Source organism: Pseudoalteromonas sp. NZS71_1 (assembly GCF_015864305.1).
Taxonomy (GTDB): Bacteria; Pseudomonadota; Gammaproteobacteria; order Enterobacterales; family Alteromonadaceae; genus Pseudoalteromonas; species Pseudoalteromonas arctica.
Window position 1 is genome coordinate 156,586 of record NZ_JADYXM010000002.1, and the last position, 18,115, is coordinate 174,700.

At 38.1% G+C, this 18,115-nt stretch carries 14 protein-coding genes; 10 read left to right on the forward strand and 4 right to left on the reverse strand.

The features are described from left to right. Window positions 1–233 precede the first annotated feature (233 nt). The 4 genes from I6F43_RS03590 (at window position 234) to I6F43_RS03605 (ending at window position 6,498) form a co-directional block, all read left to right on the forward strand. Window positions 234–2,210 carry a TolC family outer membrane protein gene (locus I6F43_RS03590; protein ID WP_024589969.1) on the forward strand — a complete coding sequence of 659 codons (1,977 nt, stop codon included), beginning with the start codon at window positions 234–236 and terminating at the stop codon, window positions 2,208–2,210. A 120-nt stretch (window positions 2,211–2,330) separates the two neighbouring features. Further along, entirely contained in the window at window positions 2,331–4,469 is a 2,139-nt protein-coding gene (locus I6F43_RS03595) for a type I secretion system permease/ATPase (RefSeq protein ID WP_197101064.1), read from the forward strand. Then, window positions 4,466–5,887, forward strand: coding sequence for an HlyD family type I secretion periplasmic adaptor subunit (locus I6F43_RS03600; protein WP_024608819.1), 1,422 nt, complete (start codon window positions 4,466–4,468; stop codon window positions 5,885–5,887). Before I6F43_RS03595 ends, I6F43_RS03600 begins: the two co-directional genes overlap by 4 nt. A 23-nt stretch (window positions 5,888–5,910) precedes the next feature. Then, window positions 5,911–6,498, forward strand: a complete 588-nt coding sequence (locus I6F43_RS03605; protein ID WP_024593175.1) for a response regulator transcription factor — start codon at window positions 5,911–5,913, stop codon at window positions 6,496–6,498. Window positions 6,499–6,520: 22 nt separating this feature from the next. On the opposite strand, the gene I6F43_RS03610 is transcribed toward I6F43_RS03605, so the two are convergent. The 3 genes from I6F43_RS03610 to I6F43_RS03620 all read right to left on the reverse strand — a co-directional run bounded on the left by I6F43_RS03610 (window position 6,521) and on the right by I6F43_RS03620 (window position 9,789). Beyond that, a complete protein-coding gene (locus I6F43_RS03610; protein ID WP_197101066.1) occupies window positions 6,521–8,476 on the reverse strand; it encodes a bifunctional diguanylate cyclase/phosphodiesterase in 1,956 nt (651 codons plus the stop codon). After that, window positions 8,476–9,183: a transglutaminase-like cysteine peptidase gene (locus tag I6F43_RS03615; RefSeq protein ID WP_024589974.1), complete on the reverse strand. Its 708-nt coding sequence runs from the start codon at window positions 9,181–9,183 to the stop codon at window positions 8,476–8,478. Before I6F43_RS03615 ends, I6F43_RS03610 begins: the two co-directional genes overlap by 1 nt. 147 nt (window positions 9,184–9,330) lie before the next feature. Continuing rightward, window positions 9,331–9,789: an LPP20 family lipoprotein gene (locus I6F43_RS03620; RefSeq protein ID WP_008168853.1), complete on the reverse strand. Its 459-nt coding sequence runs from the start codon at window positions 9,787–9,789 to the stop codon at window positions 9,331–9,333. Window positions 9,790–9,929: 140 nt separating this feature from the next. Here I6F43_RS03620 and I6F43_RS03625 point away from each other — a divergent pair, with 140 nt between their 5' ends. Then, the gene (locus I6F43_RS03625; RefSeq protein ID WP_197101068.1) at window positions 9,930–11,123 is read left to right on the forward strand and encodes a flagellar assembly protein FlgT; all 1,194 of its coding nucleotides are present in this window, start codon (window positions 9,930–9,932) and stop codon (window positions 11,121–11,123) included. Window positions 11,124–11,127: 4 nt separating this feature from the next. On the opposite strand, the gene I6F43_RS03630 is transcribed toward I6F43_RS03625, so the two are convergent. Further along, entirely contained in the window at window positions 11,128–12,030 is a 903-nt protein-coding gene (locus I6F43_RS03630) for a LysR substrate-binding domain-containing protein (RefSeq protein WP_024589976.1), read from the reverse strand. A 112-nt stretch (window positions 12,031–12,142) separates the two neighbouring features. On the opposite strand from I6F43_RS03630, the gene I6F43_RS03635 reads away from it, so the two are divergent. The 5 genes from I6F43_RS03635 to I6F43_RS03655 all read left to right on the forward strand — a co-directional run bounded on the left by I6F43_RS03635 (window position 12,143) and on the right by I6F43_RS03655 (window position 18,019). Further along, window positions 12,143–12,871 carry a glutathione peroxidase gene (locus tag I6F43_RS03635; RefSeq protein WP_010553231.1) on the forward strand — a complete coding sequence of 243 codons (729 nt, stop codon included), beginning with the start codon at window positions 12,143–12,145 and terminating at the stop codon, window positions 12,869–12,871. Between the two features lie 82 nt (window positions 12,872–12,953). After that, the gene (locus I6F43_RS03640; RefSeq protein ID WP_007583146.1) at window positions 12,954–14,402 is read left to right on the forward strand and encodes a dihydrolipoyl dehydrogenase; all 1,449 of its coding nucleotides are present in this window, start codon (window positions 12,954–12,956) and stop codon (window positions 14,400–14,402) included. A gap of 144 nt (window positions 14,403–14,546) precedes the next feature. After that, window positions 14,547–15,479, forward strand: coding sequence for an exopolyphosphatase (locus I6F43_RS03645; protein ID WP_165723021.1), 933 nt, complete (start codon window positions 14,547–14,549; stop codon window positions 15,477–15,479). A gap of 495 nt (window positions 15,480–15,974) precedes the next feature. Continuing rightward, a complete protein-coding gene (locus tag I6F43_RS03650; protein ID WP_197101070.1) occupies window positions 15,975–16,847 on the forward strand; it encodes a polysaccharide lyase family 7 protein in 873 nt (290 codons plus the stop codon). A gap of 83 nt (window positions 16,848–16,930) precedes the next feature. Beyond that, entirely contained in the window at window positions 16,931–18,019 is a 1,089-nt protein-coding gene (locus I6F43_RS03655) for a hypothetical protein (RefSeq protein WP_197101072.1), read from the forward strand. The last annotated feature ends 96 nt before the right edge of the window (window positions 18,020–18,115 follow it).

The following is an 18,115-nucleotide window of genomic DNA, read 5'->3' on the forward strand; positions in this document are numbered from 1 at the left end:
TACCCTCAAACTTTTAAAATAACAATCTAATAAGTTAAAGGTAGAACAAAAAAAGCACATAGATACTGGACTCAAGTACAGGTTTAGAAGAAAAATTCAAAAATAAAAAATCAACAAAAAAGTGGTAGAAATTTTTTTTCATGCTACCCAAAAAGATTACTTGCAAAATTAGCACTCCTTTACTAAATATTTAAAAGAGTATTTTCGGTCTTAACAGGATCTAAGAGGAAGAAATGATTATAAAAAACACTTTTAAAAAGCATCAAGGGACTATGTTAATCGGATTAGCGATTACAGCCGTAACTTTATCAAACTACGTGCATGCAAACGAACAATCAGCAATGCCACTTACATACGTCTCAAGTAAAGCGATTGAAAACAATCCTGAAGTACAAGAAGCATGGCATGCTTTTAAATCTTCTATTTATGGAGTGGATGCTGCCCGTTCAGGTTATTTACCAAGTGTTGATGTATCAGCAAGTGCAGGATATGAAAGAAGAAATTACGGTATTGAAGAAGAATATAACCGTAATACAGCCGAATTAAGCGTTACTCAAATGCTTTATGACGGTTTTAGAACATCTAATACAGTTGACCGTTTTAAACGTATTCAACTTATTAGGTACTTTGAGCTTATTTCTCAAACAGAACAAACAGCACTTGAAGCCTCGATTGCACTACTTGACGTACAAAAATTCAAGGAGTTAGTACAACTTGCAGAAGCTAATTTACAAGAGCACGAGTCTGTATACCAACAAATAGAGCAAAGCGTAGGCGCCGGTGTAGCGCGCGCAGCAGACCTAGAACAAATTAGTGGTCGTTTATCTCTAGCGCAATCTAATGTATTAACGGAGTACTCAAATTTACATGATGTAAGCGCTCGCTACCTAAGAGTTGTAGGTGAGCTACCTATGAACGATATAAAGCAAGCTGACCTTGATGAAAACAATATACCAATTTCGGTTAACCAAGCGCTAGACGTCGCCTACAAAAACAGCCCTTCATTTTATGCCTCTTTGTATAATATTGAAGCGCAAAAAGCGAACGCCAAAGCACAAAAAGCGGCCTTTCATCCTAACGTAGATTTATCTGCCCGCTACGGTAGCCAAGATAGAGATGAGCTTGGTCAAAATGAAACCAGAACAGAAGCGCGAGTCGGCATAGATATTAGTTATAACTTGTATAACGGTGGTCTTGATAGCGCTAATTTAGAACAAGCTTATCAAGATATAAACATTGCAAAATATCAACGAGATCAAGCCTGTATTGATATTCGTCAAAGTCTGCAAATTGCTTATTACAACGTCACTATATTAGAGCAAAAGTTACCAGCGCTTAATCAACACCGCGAATCATCAACTAAAGTTAAAATTGCATATAAAGATCAATTTGATATAGGCCAACGAACTTTACTAGACGTACTTGATGCCGAAAACGAATCGTTCCAATCAACACGTTCATACATAGTTGCGCTTTACGACCGCCAATCGGCTATTTTAACTATGCTAAAAGAAATGGGGAAATTATTGCCAGCACTTGACGTAATGTCAGGTAAATACCCTACATTAAAAGAGCTAACTGACGATCCTATTGTGCATAACGCACAAAATATTTGTCCGAGTTACGATGTAGCAACCACCTTTAGCCGCAAGGCATTTCTACAAAAAAAAGCGAAGCAAGATAATGCCTACATGAGTGTAACCGCTATGCCAAGGTACTTAGATATACCGTTGGAAACCGACACTACACCAAGTAACTTTTTAGATGATGATGGTGACGGCGTACCAAACGAGCAAGACACTTGTCCGAGTACACCGCTGTCAACTAATGTTGATTTATCTGGCTGTACAATTTATAGCGCATCAACCTCGAATATAGAGATTGGTATCCCTTTTTCTGCTGACTCAAGCGATGTAAGGTCTCAATATATTCAAGAAATTAGTCGGCTTGCAGATTTTTTAAAAGAAAACCCAAATAAGCAGGTTGAAATACGAGGTCATGCATCTCTAGATGGAGATCGAACATATAACCGCAAACTATCTGAAAAACGTGCGTTTGCCGTTGCTGAAATTCTAATTAAACAATTCGATATAAAACCAAAACGTGTTAAATCGTTCGGGTATGGCATCGATCAACCACGAGTAAACGAAATATCAGTAAGAGCAAATGCTGCGAATCGACGTATCGAAGCTGTAATTACTGATAGCTAAGTCAATTAACGTTATGTAAATAACCTAAACTCGGCTTGAAATATTTAAGCTAAATTTATTTCTCGAGTTTAGGTTTAGTAGTAACAACCGCATGCAGTTCTACATAACATTGGATGGTTTATGGAATTAAACGATGTACTTGATCATGGTGGCATACTCGTTGACTGCCTAGCAGTTTTATGTCGCCATCATGATAAAGAGTTTTCAAGAGAAGCACTATTAAATGGACTTCCTCTAACTGATGGAAATCTTACTCCATCAGGTTTTTCGCGCGCAGCTAAGCGCATTGGCTTTAAATCGAAAGTAGTTAATAAGCCACTACAAAAAATTAATACAGCACTACTACCTGCCATCTTAATTTTAAAAGACAATCAAGCCTGTGTTATTAATTCTATTGATTACGATAAGCAGGTGGTGAGTGTAATTTACCCAGAGCTTACCGAATCAGTTATCGAACAAAGCATTGATGAATTAGCAGGCAACAGTGTTGGTTTAATTATTTATGCACAACCAGAATTTGCATTTGATGAGCGAACACCTGTACTTGAAAAACTATCAAAAGACGGATGGTTTTGGGGAGTAATTAAAGAATGCCGCTCACTTTATAAAGACGTAATCATTTCAGCTATTGCTTTGGGCTTTTTGTCGGTTGCTATGCCTTTATTTGTAATGAATGTATATGACCGCGTAGTGCCCAACCATGCAACAGAAACCCTTTGGGTACTTGCTATTGGTATTTTGATAGCACTCACTGCTGACTTTGTTTTACGCTTAGTAAGAGGCTATTTTGTAGAGCTTGCTGCAAGCAGAATAGATGTAAAAGTATCGGCTGTAATTATGGAGCGGGTATTAGGTATGAAACTAAAAAACCGTCCATCATCAGCTGGCTCCTTTGCTAGCAATATTCAATCATTTGAAGCTGTACGTAACTTTTTTAGCTCCATAACGCTTGTCGCATTAGTCGACTTACCATTCGTAGTTTTATATTTAATTGTTATCGCCATTATTGGCGTACCTCTAAGTTTACCCATTATCGCGGGCGCACTTATATTATTAGCTTACGCTATAGCCGCACACCGCAAACTTGAAGCCCTTTCAGAGCAAACAATGAAAGCAAGCTCAATGCGAAATGCAGTATTAGTAGAAAGTTTAACCAACATTGAAGATGTAAAAAGTTTTCACTCAGAGTGTAAAACACAATCTGTATGGGAAAAGTCGACCATTTACATTGCGCAAGTAAACGCACAAAGCCGACTCGTTTCTAGCTCTATATCAAATACAGCATCATGGATACAGCAATGCGTAGGCGTGATAATAATGATAATAGGCGTACACCTCGTTATTGAAGGTGAGCTAACTCAAGGCGGATTAATTGCAGCCTACCTATTATCATCTCGTGCTATGGGCCCTATTGGGCAGTCAGCCGCTGTTTTAGCGCAATATCATCATGCCGCAATAGCAATGCAATCACTAAATGAGATTATGGAAAAAGAGGTCGAGCGCCCACCTGGTAAGCATTGGTTAAGACACCCTATTTTAAAGGGCGATATAGAATTTAAAGATGTATGCTTTAAATACTCTGACGAATCTCATAATGCACTCAACGGCGTTAGTTTTAAAATTAAAGCTGGTGAAAAAGTTGCAATTTTAGGACGTAATGGCTCAGGTAAAAGTACATTAGAAAAGCTTATTTTAGGGCTATATGAACCCTGTTCAGGAGCAATTTTGATGGACAATAACGATATACATCAAATTGACCCTGCAGAGCTTCGCCATAATATTGGTTATGTACCGCAAACCGTTGCCCTGTTTTATGGGACCTTAAAAGACAACCTTACGATAAGCGCTTGGCATGCCAAAGACGAGCAAATTATTGAAGCCTGTGAGCGAAGCCAATTATTTGATTTAGTTAATTCGCACCCAGACGGATTTGATCTACAAGTAGGCGAGCAAGGCCGCCAATTATCAGGAGGGCAACGCCAAGCAGTAGGTATGGCAAGAGCCATAATTAATGACCCACCAATACTATTACTAGATGAGCCAACTTCATCGCTAGATCACAATAGTGAAAGTAAAATTATTAACAATTTAAAAAATTATTCTAAAGATAAAACCCTAATTGTAGTGACTCACCGCTCATCATTACTCGAGCTTGTTGACCGTATTATAGTTTTAGATAACGGAAAAGTAGTTGCTGATGGACCAAAACAAAAAGTAATTGCGGCGTTAAATAATAAAACCGTGGAGCAAGCCTCATGAGTGATAACAAAAAACCACTTGAACAACGCTCTTTTGAATCTGTTAGCAAAGCAATAGAAGCAAGAAAACAAGGTAAGCCATCCGTATTTAATAAACTATTTAAAGGATGGATTTCACCGCCAAATACTCAAGACTGGGTAGTGGATGCACAGTGGGAAAAAATGCAGCAGGAACCAGCAAGCGCTAGGTTACTACTTTATCTAATTTGTTTAACGTTTATATGCCTTATTGTGTGGTCTGGCTTTGCTAATTTGGATGAAGTTGCTCGTGGCGAGGGACGGGTTATTCCCTCTAATAAATTACAGCTTATTCAATCTTATGACGGCGGTATGGTCGAAAAAATAAATGTCCGAGAAGGCCAAATAGTAAACGAGGGGGATGTACTCATTAAAATAGACCCTACCCGCTTTATTTCTAGCTTTAGAGAAAATCAATCCAAGGTTGAATCGTTAAGTGCAAAAGTTGCGAGGCTCAGAGCGCTCACTCAAAAAAAGGAGCTCGTATTTAACGAAGATGTTATAAAAAATGCACCTCAGGTGGTTCAACACGAACGCTCTCTTTATTTGAGTAACAGCCAAGAGTTGGAGCAACAGGTAAGTATACACAAACGCCAACTAGAGCAGCGACACCAAGATTATATTGAAGCAAAAGCGGCACTTCAGCAGCATACAAGTGCGCTGCGCTTAACAAACAGGGAGCTTAAAGTGACCCGTCCATTGTTACGCACCGGTGCTATTTCGGATATAGATATTATTCGTTTAGAGCGTCAAATAGTTGATTTAAACGGCGAGATAAACAGAACCAAAGCAGTTATAAATAGGAGTCTTTCGGCCATTAACGAAGCTAAAAATAAGGTAACCGAAGTTGAGCTCGTTATGATTAACCGCTGGAACAATGAACTCTCCGAAGCGCTACTGCGACTAGATTCAATTAAAGAAACTGAATCTGGCTTAGCCGATAAAGTAACTCAAACTGAAATACGCTCTCCTGTTAAAGGCACTGTACAACGATTATTAGTTAATACTGTTGGCGGTATTTTACAGCCAGGTAGTGATGTTATGGAAATTGTCCCGCTTGACGATCAACTTGTAGTAGAGGCAAAAATCCCGCCTAAAGACATTGCATTTTTACGCCCTGGGCAATCTGCAATGATAAAATTTAGTGCCTACGACTTTGCCGTATATGGTGGCCTTGAAGCCGAAGTATTACATATAAGTGCCGATACAATTACAGATGACCGCGAGAATACCTTTTATTTGGTGCAGCTAAAAACCACCAAAAATAATTTTTCAAAAGAACTAACTATTATTCCAGGAATGACAACTCAAGTGGATATTATTACCGGTAAAAAAACCGTACTTGAGTATATTTTAAAACCGGTTCTTAGAGCTACATCGCAAGCAATGACAGAGCGTTAAAACATTTTATAAATGGAGAAGTAATGCGCCAAAGTATTTTTATTACACAGCCTGAATTTGAATCGAAACACTGGCATACAGCGTTTCCTGGTTGTTTGATATTCACAAAAGAACCACACAGAGTCACGGCATCAAGTATTATTTGGGTTTTGGCCGGCACACCTAATTGGCTTGAGCTTGTTAAAAAGTATTCTCAGCAACGTTTACTGGTTATAGTTATGACCAACGAACTAGAAATAAATCAACTAAGAAGTGCGCTTGAAGCAGGAGCTAGGGGGTACGTAGAAGCACTTGCTACTAAAGTAATTATTGAACAAGTACTTGAGACAATTTGTGCTGGCGGAATATGGTTACCAGGGCAATTACTATCTAACTTAGTAGGAGCTTTATCAAATACACCGTTTAAATATGCGAGCACATGCGAGCTTGATGTACTCACAAAGCGAGAACGTCAAGTAGTTGATATTGTTGTAACAGGTGCAACTAATAAGCAAGCTGCAGAATCTTTAAATATTACAGAACGCACAATTAAAGAGCATATGAGCTCTATATTTAATAAGCTAAAAGTTCGCGACCGTATTCAATTAATGTTAGTTGTAAAAGGGCATTAACCGCACCGTTAATGCCTATTACTTACTCTTTAATAACCCCATCAAAACCTAAGTTAATAAGCGTATCTATATCATCTTGGCTTGTTACACCTTGAGCCACCACTTTAATGCCAATAGAATGCGCTAACGTGCACACTCCTCGCAGAAATGTTTGGTTATCTTGGCTGTAACTAATATTGTGTCCGTAAACGCTATCAACCTTAATCATTTCAAGACCAAATTCCTGAATTTTATTAATTTTAGTAAATTCAGGGCCCACACGTTTTAATGCTACCTTAGCGCCCATACATCGAGCCTGCTCACAAAAATCTTTAAATATCTCAATTTCGCTAACGGCAATACTTTCACGAATATCAAAACAAATTTTAGAGGCTAAATCAGGAAACGCCGAAAGGTACGTAAGAATCGAAGCAAGTGCAGCATCATCAAGTAACGTTTGAGCAGATAATTCAACCGAAATCAGTTCACTTGGTGGCTCAATACTATAATGAGCCACCAACGCCTTAATTAAACCCCAATCTAAACGCGCTAATAACTTTAATCGGTTAGCCCACTGGTAGTAGTAACTAGCACGGTATACTTGCCCACCAAGCTTTAGGCTCAACCCTAATTGATTTTGCATTACCTGCCCTGTAAAGCTCGTTACTGGGTAAGTATTTATTTCTAAATTATTATTGTTGAGTGCCTCTTCTATGGCATTTTTCCAGCTAGTTGCATTATCAAACAGCTCACTTTCTTGCTTGATTTGAGCTACTTTTGCTTGTACATCAGATCGTTTACCCGATGATTTTAAAAGTTCATCCGCACGCTTTAATACATCAAATCGCGTGTCGTCTTTTTGAATATAAGTACAGCTGTGAGGTATCGCTAGCTTAACGTTTTTATACTCTTCAACAAACGATTGATGCATCAATAAAATACGTTCACTGATTGCTTGAATATCATCAATATCACTAAATAAAACGGTAAAATCGCTGTGAGAAATACGTGCAATGTAATTTTCAGAAAAGTGTTCTTGGTTGCTCTCTAAGAAGCTAACCAACATCTGTGAAAATCGACGTAGAAAGTTAACCATTTCTACTCGTCCCACTTCCTCACTTACGCGATCGAGGTTTACAACCCTAAATAAAAACAAAGCACCATGGGCATGATCTTTCGATTTTTGTAAGTGAGCCTCAAGCGTTGCACCAAAGTACTCTCTATTTGCTAAACCAGTTAGCTCATCGTGTTGCGATTTAAATCTAAGCTCTTCTAAACGTTTATTATCTTCTTTAATAATACGGCTAAAACGGGTAGATAATTGGTTCATTGATTGCACTAAACGTGCAAACTCAAAAGTGCGCGGAACGCTCGATTTAATAAAACGTTTTTCACCAAATGCATTAGCCTGATACACAACATCATCTAGTGGTTTTAATATCCTACTTAAAAAGTAAGCACTAACTATACAAGCAAAAAAAGCGACAATTAAAAAACTAAAAAATAGTTTAAACGCACTTTCCCATAAGGCTTGCTCAGCATATTGACTATGGCTTTCTATAAACAAAGTACCAAACTGCTGCCAACCATCATTTACTTGCCCAACCCCTGGCTGTACATTTAATCCATACATTGATCTAAACCACTGCGGAGCCGTCGCTTTAAGTTCATCGGTAAACGTGCGTTTAACAATCACCTCACCATTAGGGTCTTGTAGCTCTATTCGCTTATAGTGACCGGTATCAAATGTGGCCGATACTAATAATTCAAGCTCAACGGGGTCTTTGTCTAATTGGCTAATCATTAACGCAAGTGAACTGGCATTATCTACATTTTTTAAGTACAGCTGGGTCGAAAAATAACTTTTAGCCGAATTAGTGCTAATTAAAACACTACTTATAAAGCCTACAAAAATAACAATTAATAATGCAATCCACAGCTCTTGCCTGAGTGTTATTTTTCGTTTTTTAAGATACTTAGATAAGGAAAATGATGCCATTACCACATAACTCCTTCTTTGGTTGTCTGCTCCAAAATTTTACGCCAGCGTGAAAGTCTTGCTGTTGGGCTGGCTACACTTTTGGTTGAATTATTAGCCCATAAACCTTGGCTGTTAAAGCTAAAAACAGGGCTTAAATCTACACGTTTTGCAGCAGGTAAAACCTTTGTTATTAAACTGTCTAAAATAAGTGGCTGAGCGTTTGGTGTAGCAAAATAACCTAACACCATATGTGCTTGCGTTTTGTTAGTGCCCGCAATTTTTGCTTTTACATAAATAAGGCGTAACTTGTCGTCACTCACCCCTAGGGCTCTTAAGCTGATATATTTTGCTATTGCGTAATCTTCACAATCACCTAGGCCTCTGCCTAACGTTTCTAAAGGGGTTGCCCAATAATCGTTTTGTTTCCATAGCAAAATATCAGTTTGATAGCGTAAATTACGCGCAAAAAAATCATTAACAATAAGAATTTGTTGTTGCTCTGGTTTGTTTTGAGTTTGTACCAACATACTTTGCCAGTTACGTGCAACAGCCGCTCGCGCAGGTCCATATTTTTGACCCATCAGCTCAATAAAGGTATTAAATTGAATAGTTAGTCGGCTTGCAAGCACACCACTAGAGAGTACAAAAAACAGTAATAGGTAGCGCAAATTGGCTTTGCACCATATAAATAATTTAGGATTTAAATGAGTTGGCTTAAACGCCATTTACAGAGCCACTGTTAATATAAGTGGCAATAAAATACATCTGTTGAGCACTACGCAATCTGCTTAAAAATTAATCCTAACAACAGCATAGCACTCAATATAAGAGGATGAGATATTTTGAATAACTTTTTTAATTAACTGGGCTATTTAGTAATAAGTTACTTTTTTAACTTCGCGTGGTTTTACTTCACCTATGTATAAATCGTGCACACGCTTCATATTAAGCTCAAGCTCGGTCACGTAAGTGTCATCTACTGCGTAAGTTTTAATTATTTGTGCACCTTTAATAAGCCCCTGCACTTTACTTTCTAGGTAATCGTCTTGAGCAATTGAACCTTCCACCGTTGTTCCTGCGGTAATTTTTTGCCCATATACTTGCTCAGTAAGCTCGCGGTAAGCCTCAAGCTTAGAAGCCTTAATGGCCATAAGTTGTTTTTGCGACGCGTTAGCGCCTTTTTGCAAGCTAATAGGTGCATACCCTATCGCTTTTAAAACGGGGTAATTATTTGGCTCTACATATTTATATTCAACATGCTTATCAAAAACGCTGCTACAACCACCTAAGGTTAAACACCCAAGTGTAATAAGTAATGAAATTGCTCGCATAGCATCTAGCCCTTGTATAGTAATTAGCAGTACATATGCACGTTTAATGCCATTTATAGCATTACTAATAATTACCAAATAACATTGGTACAGTCCTTGCTCTACCTAGTTAATAGCTAACGTTTAATTGGAGTAAAAGTATGAAGTCGTTTTTATCATTGGCATTTGCAGGGTTAAGTGCAACGGTATTATTAACGTTCTCCCCTTTTACTAAAGCGCAGTGGTATGAATCAACGGGCCATGCGAACGTTCAAAATGGTGATACAAGCGCGGCTAAATCTGCCGCTATAAAAGATGCGATTACACAAGCGTTAGTGTTCTCTGGCGCACGGGTTAGCTCTGTACAAACCCTGGTAGATGGCGTGTTAATGCAAGATCAGCTAAAAATTAGCAGCCACGGCGAAATTCAAAAAATTGAACTGGTCAGCGAAAATAAATACGACAATAAATTTGCCGTTACATTACGACTCGATATTTTTTCTCAAACAGAGCAATGCCCACAAAATAGTTTTAATAAGTTTGTGGCCGTTACACAAAGCCAACTTGTTCATCGTGAACACGCCAAAATGGGTCAAATATTTGACGTAAGCAAAGCGATTAGCAAAAATATTTTTACCTCTCTACAAAAATCAAAAATGAGCGCAGTACCTATTGCTTACTATAATAATGCAATAAGCGTTGATAAATACTTTTCGCAGCAGCACGACTATTCAAATGCCCAATTAGAAGAAATATCTTCGCGCAGTAACGCTCAATATGTATTACTTAGCCAAATAACCAGCCTTTCGACTAGCGACAAACTCAATAACGATTATGCATTTTGGCAAGACGAGGCGTATGAGCGCAGTTACAACATTGAGTTTGCACTGTTTGATGGCACTACCTATGAGCAACTTTGGCAAAATAGTTACCATACTCAAGCAATTTGGCCATTTGAAAAAACAACCATAGTTGACGTTAATAGTGATAGATTTTGGCAATCGCCTTATGGGCAAAGTATAACCGATATCAACCAATCAGTAAGTTATGACATTCAAGCAGCCATGGCGTGTTTACCTACACAAGGTAAAATAATGCATATGGAAAACAGCAAAATAGTTATTAATTTAGGCAAAGCTCATGGTTTGAAAAAAGGCCAGATGCTAAGCATTGCTCACCATAACTATTTAACCGATGCCGCAGGTAATGTTATGCCGCACACTATTACCACACTTAATAAAATCCGTGTAGAACAGCTTTATCAGCAAACTGCTGTAGCTGTCAGTATTGATGACAAACCGCTACCTGGCGTGCAAATTAACGATGTTGTAGAAATAATCAGCCAAAACCTTTAAATATTTAATTAACTTTTTTAGTTAATTTAGCTTTTAAATTAGGGTGAGCCGATAACCACTCGCCCAATTGTTCTACACCAGATAAATGCGGATAATGCTTTCTGCATGCAAACACCACATTACGCTGCTGATTAGGGAATATAGGCAAGTAATCAATCCCTACACGGTCGGTACATGCCAACTTTGGTACAAATGTAATACCGTCATCCATGGCCACTAACGCTAATAATGTTTCTAAACTATTACCTTTATACTGGTTAGATACATCGACTCCTGCAGAAAAACAAAACTTTTGGGCTTGATCTTTAAAGCAATGGCCATCACTTAACATTAATAGGCTGCATCCTTGAAGATCGCTCAGCGCTACTTTTTTATGCTTAGACAGCGCGTTATCGTGTGATACCGCCACTAAAAAATCTTCTTTGTATAAAGCAACCGTATGGTAATTAATAAGCTCTGGCACATCGGCTAAAATAGCAAAGTCGAGTTCACCCTTGTTTAAAGCTTCTAAAATTGTTGCTGTTTGCATCTCAATAAACGAAAACTGGCTATCAATAAATGCCGCTTTCATCGATGTTAGTAACGCAGGCAACAAGTAAGGCGCAATGGTAGGAATAATACCAATAGTTAATTTACCTTGTAGAGGCTCGTTAGAAGTAGCAGCAAGTTCTTTGAGTATTTGCGTTTGTTCTAAAATAATCTCTATTTGCGTCAACAAACGTTCACCTTTTGCTGTTAAGGTAACTTGCTTGGTTGAGCGATCAAACAAAGTAACGCCAAGCTCATTTTCGAGTTTTTTTACTTGACCACTTAATGTAGGCTGGCTTACAAAACATGCATCGGCAGCTTTGCGAAAATGTTTATATTGCGCTATTGCTTTTACATATTCAAAATCTTTTAAGTTCATATTCAGCTCTACGTGATAGTTTATAACTATCAGTTTAATACAAACAAACGATTGGAACTATATTTAATTATTCACCATAATGGCTATCAACAAATCAAGAGGAACAAAAACTATGTTAAACAATATCGAAGGTCAAACAATCCCAAGTGTTACATTTGCAACTCGTCAAAATAACGATTGGAAATCAGTAACAACAGATGACATTTTTAAAGGTAAAACTGTTGTAGTGTTTTCACTACCAGGTGCATTCACACCAACATGTTCATCAACTCACTTACCACGTTACAACGAATTAGCAGGCGTACTTAAGCAAAACGGCGTTGACGAAATTGTATGTTTATCAGTAAACGATACCTTTGTAATGAACGCATGGGCTGAACATCAAGAAGCGCAAAACATTACTTTATTACCAGACGGCAACGGCGAATTTACTGACGGCATGGGCATGTTAGTAGACAAAAACGACCTAGGCTTTGGTAAGCGCAGCTGGAGATACTCTATGCTTGTTAAAGATGGCGTGATTGACAAAATGTTTATCGAACCAGATTTACCAGGTGACCCGTTTGAAGTATCAGACGCAGACACAATGCTTGATTACATCAACCCTAAGCAAGCTAAACCAGAACCAGTAAGCATCTTTACTAAACCTGGCTGTCCTTTCTGTAAAAAAGCAAAAGAGCTTCTTGCAGAAAAAGGCTTCGCATATGAAGAGATTGTTATGGGTGCAGGCGCATCACTAACAAGTCTAAAAGCTGTATCTGGTCGTGACACTGTTCCACAAATATTCATTGGTGGTAAACACATCGGTGGTTCAGACGACTTAGAAAAATACTTTGCTTAATTAATAAGTAAATTAAATACCTAACGTTAGTAGGTAAAAAATAGGGGCTTTTATGCCCCTATTTATTAGAGGAAAAAATACTATGAAAGAATTGCAAACCGATGTTGTTGTTATAGGCGCAGGCACTGCTGGTTTAAGTGCTTATCGTAATGCTAAACAGTTCACACAAAATGTATTAATGATCGAATCAGGCCCATACGGCACCACATGTGCACGTGTTGGTTGTATGCCAAGCAAGTTATTGATTGCAGCCGCTGAAGCTGCACACGCAATTGAAATGGCACCTGCATTTGGTGTTCATAGCTCAAAGCCAGTTATTGATGGCAAAGCAGTTATGGCACGCGTTAAAAGTGAACGAGATCGTTTTGCAGGATTCGTAGTAGAAGCCGTAGATGAATTACCAGATGGTGATAAAATTCGTGGTTACGCTAAATTTTTAGACACAAACCGCATACAAATAGACGACCACACAATTATTACAGCAAAACGCTTTGTAATTGCCACCGGTTCACGCCCTTCGTACCCTGGCGTATTTAATAACTTTGGCGACAAACTTATTATAAACGACGACGTATTTGATTGGGATGACCTACCAGAATCAGTCGCTGTATTTGGCCCTGGTGTAATAGGTCTTGAAATTGGCCAAGCACTTAGCCGACTAGGCGTAAATGTAAAACTATTTGGTGTAGGCGGCGCAATTGGCCCACTTACAGACCCAGTAGTAAAAGACTATGCAAATACTGTTTTTGCTGAAGAATTTTTTGTAGATACCGACTCAAACGTATCTGACATGATGCAAGTTGGCGACAAAGCACAGCTAACTTACACCGACAAACAAGGTGAAAAACACACCGAACAGTTTGACTACGTACTTGCAGCCACAGGCCGAGTACCTAACGTAGATAAACTAGGCCTTGAAAACACCGGCATTGAGCTTGATGAACGCGGCGTACCGCACGCAGACACGCACACAATGCAATGTGGTGAGTCGAACATATTTATAGCAGGCGATGCGAGTAACATGCTCCCATTGTTACACGAAGCATCAGACCAAGGTGCTATTGCAGGTCAAAATGCCGGGCGCTTCCCAGATGTACGTATAGGTCTGCGCAGAGCTAAAATTGCAGCTGTATTTAGCGACCCACAAATAGCGATGGTAGGCGAAAGCTACAAGCAAATTACCGACCGTTTAGGCCCATGTGGTTGTTTTGAAGTAGGCGAAGTCAGCTTTGAAAACCAAGGCCGTAGCCGAGTAATGCTTAAAAACAAAGGTCATATGCGAGTATACGCAGAGCAAGGTACAGGCTTATTTTTAGGTGCTGAGTTTATTGGCCCACAAGCCGAACACATCGCTCACTTACTTGCATGGGCTGTACAAAACAAAATGACCGTACCAGAAATGCTTGATATGCCATTTTACCACCCAGTAATTGAAGAAGGGTTACGTACCGCCCTTCGCGACTTAAATGCCAAACTTAAATTTGGCCCAGACATTGTAAATTCATGTATGGAATGTGGCCCAGGCGCATAACCTATTTGCCACACATACAAACTTGCTAGCAAAAGCCAAAACTAACGTTTTGGCTTTTTTTTATAATTTTTTTGAGCTGACCTCTCAAAAAAAAATTTAGCTGTTACACTTAATTGATAATTCAATTTAATAAATGGAATAGCTATGCCCAATAATAAATTTAGACTAGTCACCCGCAGCGATTTTGATGGCTTAGTTTGTGCTGTATTGCTTAAAGACTTGGACCTAATTGACGATATTTTGTTTGTTCACCCAAAAGACATGCAAGATGGCAAAATAGACATTACCGAAAACGACATTACCACCAACCTCCCCTACGTTGCAGGCTGTCACATCGCATTCGATCATCACCTTAGCGAAACCGTTCGTAACTCAAGCGACATAAAAAATCATATTATTGATCCAGAAGCCCCATCAGCAGCTCGCGTAGTTTATGACTATTATGGCGGCGCTGAAAAACTTCCAAATATTTCTGTTGAAATGATGGACGCGGTAGATAAAGGCGATGCTGCTCAGTTTTCAAAAGACGAAATATTAAACCCAACCGATTGGGTATTAATGAACTTTATTATGGATGCGCGAACTGGCCTTGGTCGTTTTCGCGAATTTAAAATTTCAAACTACCAATTAATGATGAAACTGATTGATGCGTGTAAAGATCAAAGCATCAAAGAAATCCTAAAAATGGAAGACGTAGCCGAACGTGTTGCTTTATATAACGAGCATAACGAAAAAGCCAAAGAGCAAATTTCTCAATGCGCTACCGTCCATAAAAACTTAGTGGTCCTTGATTTAACCCAAGAAGAAACAATTTACGCCACAAACCGATTTGTTATTTATGCAATGTACCCCGACTGCAATATTTCGATTCATAAAATGTGGGGCCTTAAAAAACAAAACGTAGTGTATGCCGTTGGCAAATCAATCACTAACCGCAGCTCAAACACGAATGTTGGCGAACTGTGCCTTAAATACGGCGGTGGTGGTCATTTAAATGCAGGTACTTGCCAAGTAGAAACAAGTAAATCTGAAGCCGTGCTTAGTGAGTTAATCGATACGATTACAAGTGATGGCTAGGTTTTAATATTTAATTATGTAAAAGCGAGTAAATTAACGTTTACTCGCTTTTTTTGTGCAACAAACTATTTTAGCTAAAGTCATAAAGACTATGAGCTATAAAGTCATTATCTGACTTAGTCGCGCCCTTCTTTACAAACCTTTATTACAATAAAGCATTTTATGCGCTGATTGCCATTAGTAAATTAACCAATCTAAACTTACGAGACTAGCAGTCGTCTATACATAATTCCGTTCATTAGTGCATTACTTTTCACAGTTCCGAACTTTATTGAAAATAAATTGGTTAACCAAAAAAAATCAAAGTTTTTTTCTAACTATAAGAAAAATAAAGCCAATAATAAGAAAAAATATAAGTTGCAAAATTGTAAATATAAAAATAACATATTGGATAGTAAGAAGCCAAAATAAAACCTTACCAATTTTAAAACCAATTAACTAGCAAGCCTTAATAAATAAGAGCAGAGGCTTACTACTTTTACATGGAAGAACATAATGCAACAAAGATATATAACACCAATGATTAAAGCATCTGCTGTAGCTATTGCTTTATTAAGCTTTACACCTAGTAAAGCATTAGCATCGTGTAACTACAGTGGTAACGCCCCTAGCGGCTCTTACGCACCTGGATATGTTTCTGGCAATCAACGTACAGAAGTACAAAAAGCTAAGTTACAGGTTGGTCCAAGCTCAACAACTTGCTACTCACAAAGCCAAATTAAAAACAGTAGTTCGAAAAACGACCATTTTTATACAACTTCAGATGGCTCCGTTATTTACTTTTATGAATCGGGTGATAGTAATAGATCAGAGCTTCGTGAGGAACGCGAGTTTAAAATTAGCGAAAATACATCATCAAGCCGCTACATCCGAATTAATTCAAAGTTTGTATCTAAATCATCAAACCTAGGAAAAGCCATTTTTGCACAAGTGCACGTAGATGAAAGCGGACAAAAAGGGCCACTAGCCGCACTTAAGTGGGCTGCAGCTGGCGAACAAAAAGATGCATACAACAACTCGCCTGAAGGGATCTACCTTTCACTTCGCAGAACCATGAACTGCTCAGGAACTGATTGTTTCACACATATTTATGTAGGCAATTACGACGAAACATTTAAAACTTATAGACTAGGTTTATTCAACGGAAAGTTAAGATTGAAGGTTAACGACTCATATATTAACTTGCCACGTAATGATATTTACGATGAAGACGGTGATGGCAATAAATCAGAAGTAAAAACTGGAAGCTCTATCGATTTAAGAAATAACGCTGACTGGAAAGATAAAAAACTCTACCTCAAAACAGGTGTTTACATAAACACAGATGGTAGCGCAAAAGTAGCAACTAAAAACTTAAAGTTTTATTAAGCGTTAGTAATATGTATAGCTCGTCAAATATACGACGAGCTTTACTTAGCGCTAATATAAATAAATTATGAATAAGCACAATCATGACAAAAAGCAAAAACAAAGCAACAAAATGGCAAAGTAAATCAACTACATTAACGTTGATGGCCCTCGCGTTTCTATGTGGTTATTCTACTGCTTTATTAGATGTATTTGACTCATTTACGGGAGAAGTTGAATCGTATGAAGTAAAAAACATTCAACAACTCACACTTACTAACCACGAAAAATTAGATACTCGCCTAGCTAATAAAAACCTAAACAAGACACAAGAAAGCGGAAAAAAAGTTCTTCCAAACCATACCAGCGAAAGTTTTGTTAACCCTGTTGAGGCTCACTTTCACAGCAGTGACACCTACGATGCCATATCAATGTTAAACAAAGTGATTATATTATCTGAAATGGGGAATTATGCTGACCAAGGTGAAATAGCAGAAGCACTTGATTCATTTAAAAACTTACTCGTCACCTCTGCCGATGAACAAGCTAACTTAATTGATCATATGAGGACACTCAGTTTTGAATCAAAAGAATTTCATCATATTGTATCTATTTTACAAGAACTACCTGAACACCAAGGTAGCCTTGCCTTAACGAGTGTTGCGCTTGAGCTTAGTCAAAATGATGATATTAAATCACAAGAACAGTTCTTATTACTTGCCGCAAACCTAAATAATAATATTGAAAATCCACGTATTCAAACTGCCCTTGCTGATATCGCAATTTACGCTGAAGACTCTGAGCACATTGTTTTAGATGCATTAACTTTATTAAAACCTTTTCATATGGATAACTACGAAAAAGAGCAAATATTAACGCGAATAAATAACCTATTAGCTACTAGCAATACTACTAACCGCAGCCAACTTATTAATAACGCATTAAAATTTAGCAACAACGAAGAACGCGAGCATATGGCAAGCCAATTTATAGATTCTAACTATGATATTGAAACACGCCATGAGATTTTAAGTGGGCTTCACACTGGCATTGTACCTCGCTCAAATCAGCTCAAAGAACTGTTATTAAACATAGCTAGTAATCAATCAGACCCGCTAAACCAGGCAGCACAAAGCACGCTAAAAGAGTTGTTTTATATTACCTACCAAGAATATAAACAAATTAAAAATTAAGCAGGCAAATACTAATGTCTACAAAACCATTGCAGTGGTAACTCATACCCAAATAGTACAGTTGAGGGTTTACTGCTAAAGCACTTGCACCAGGCA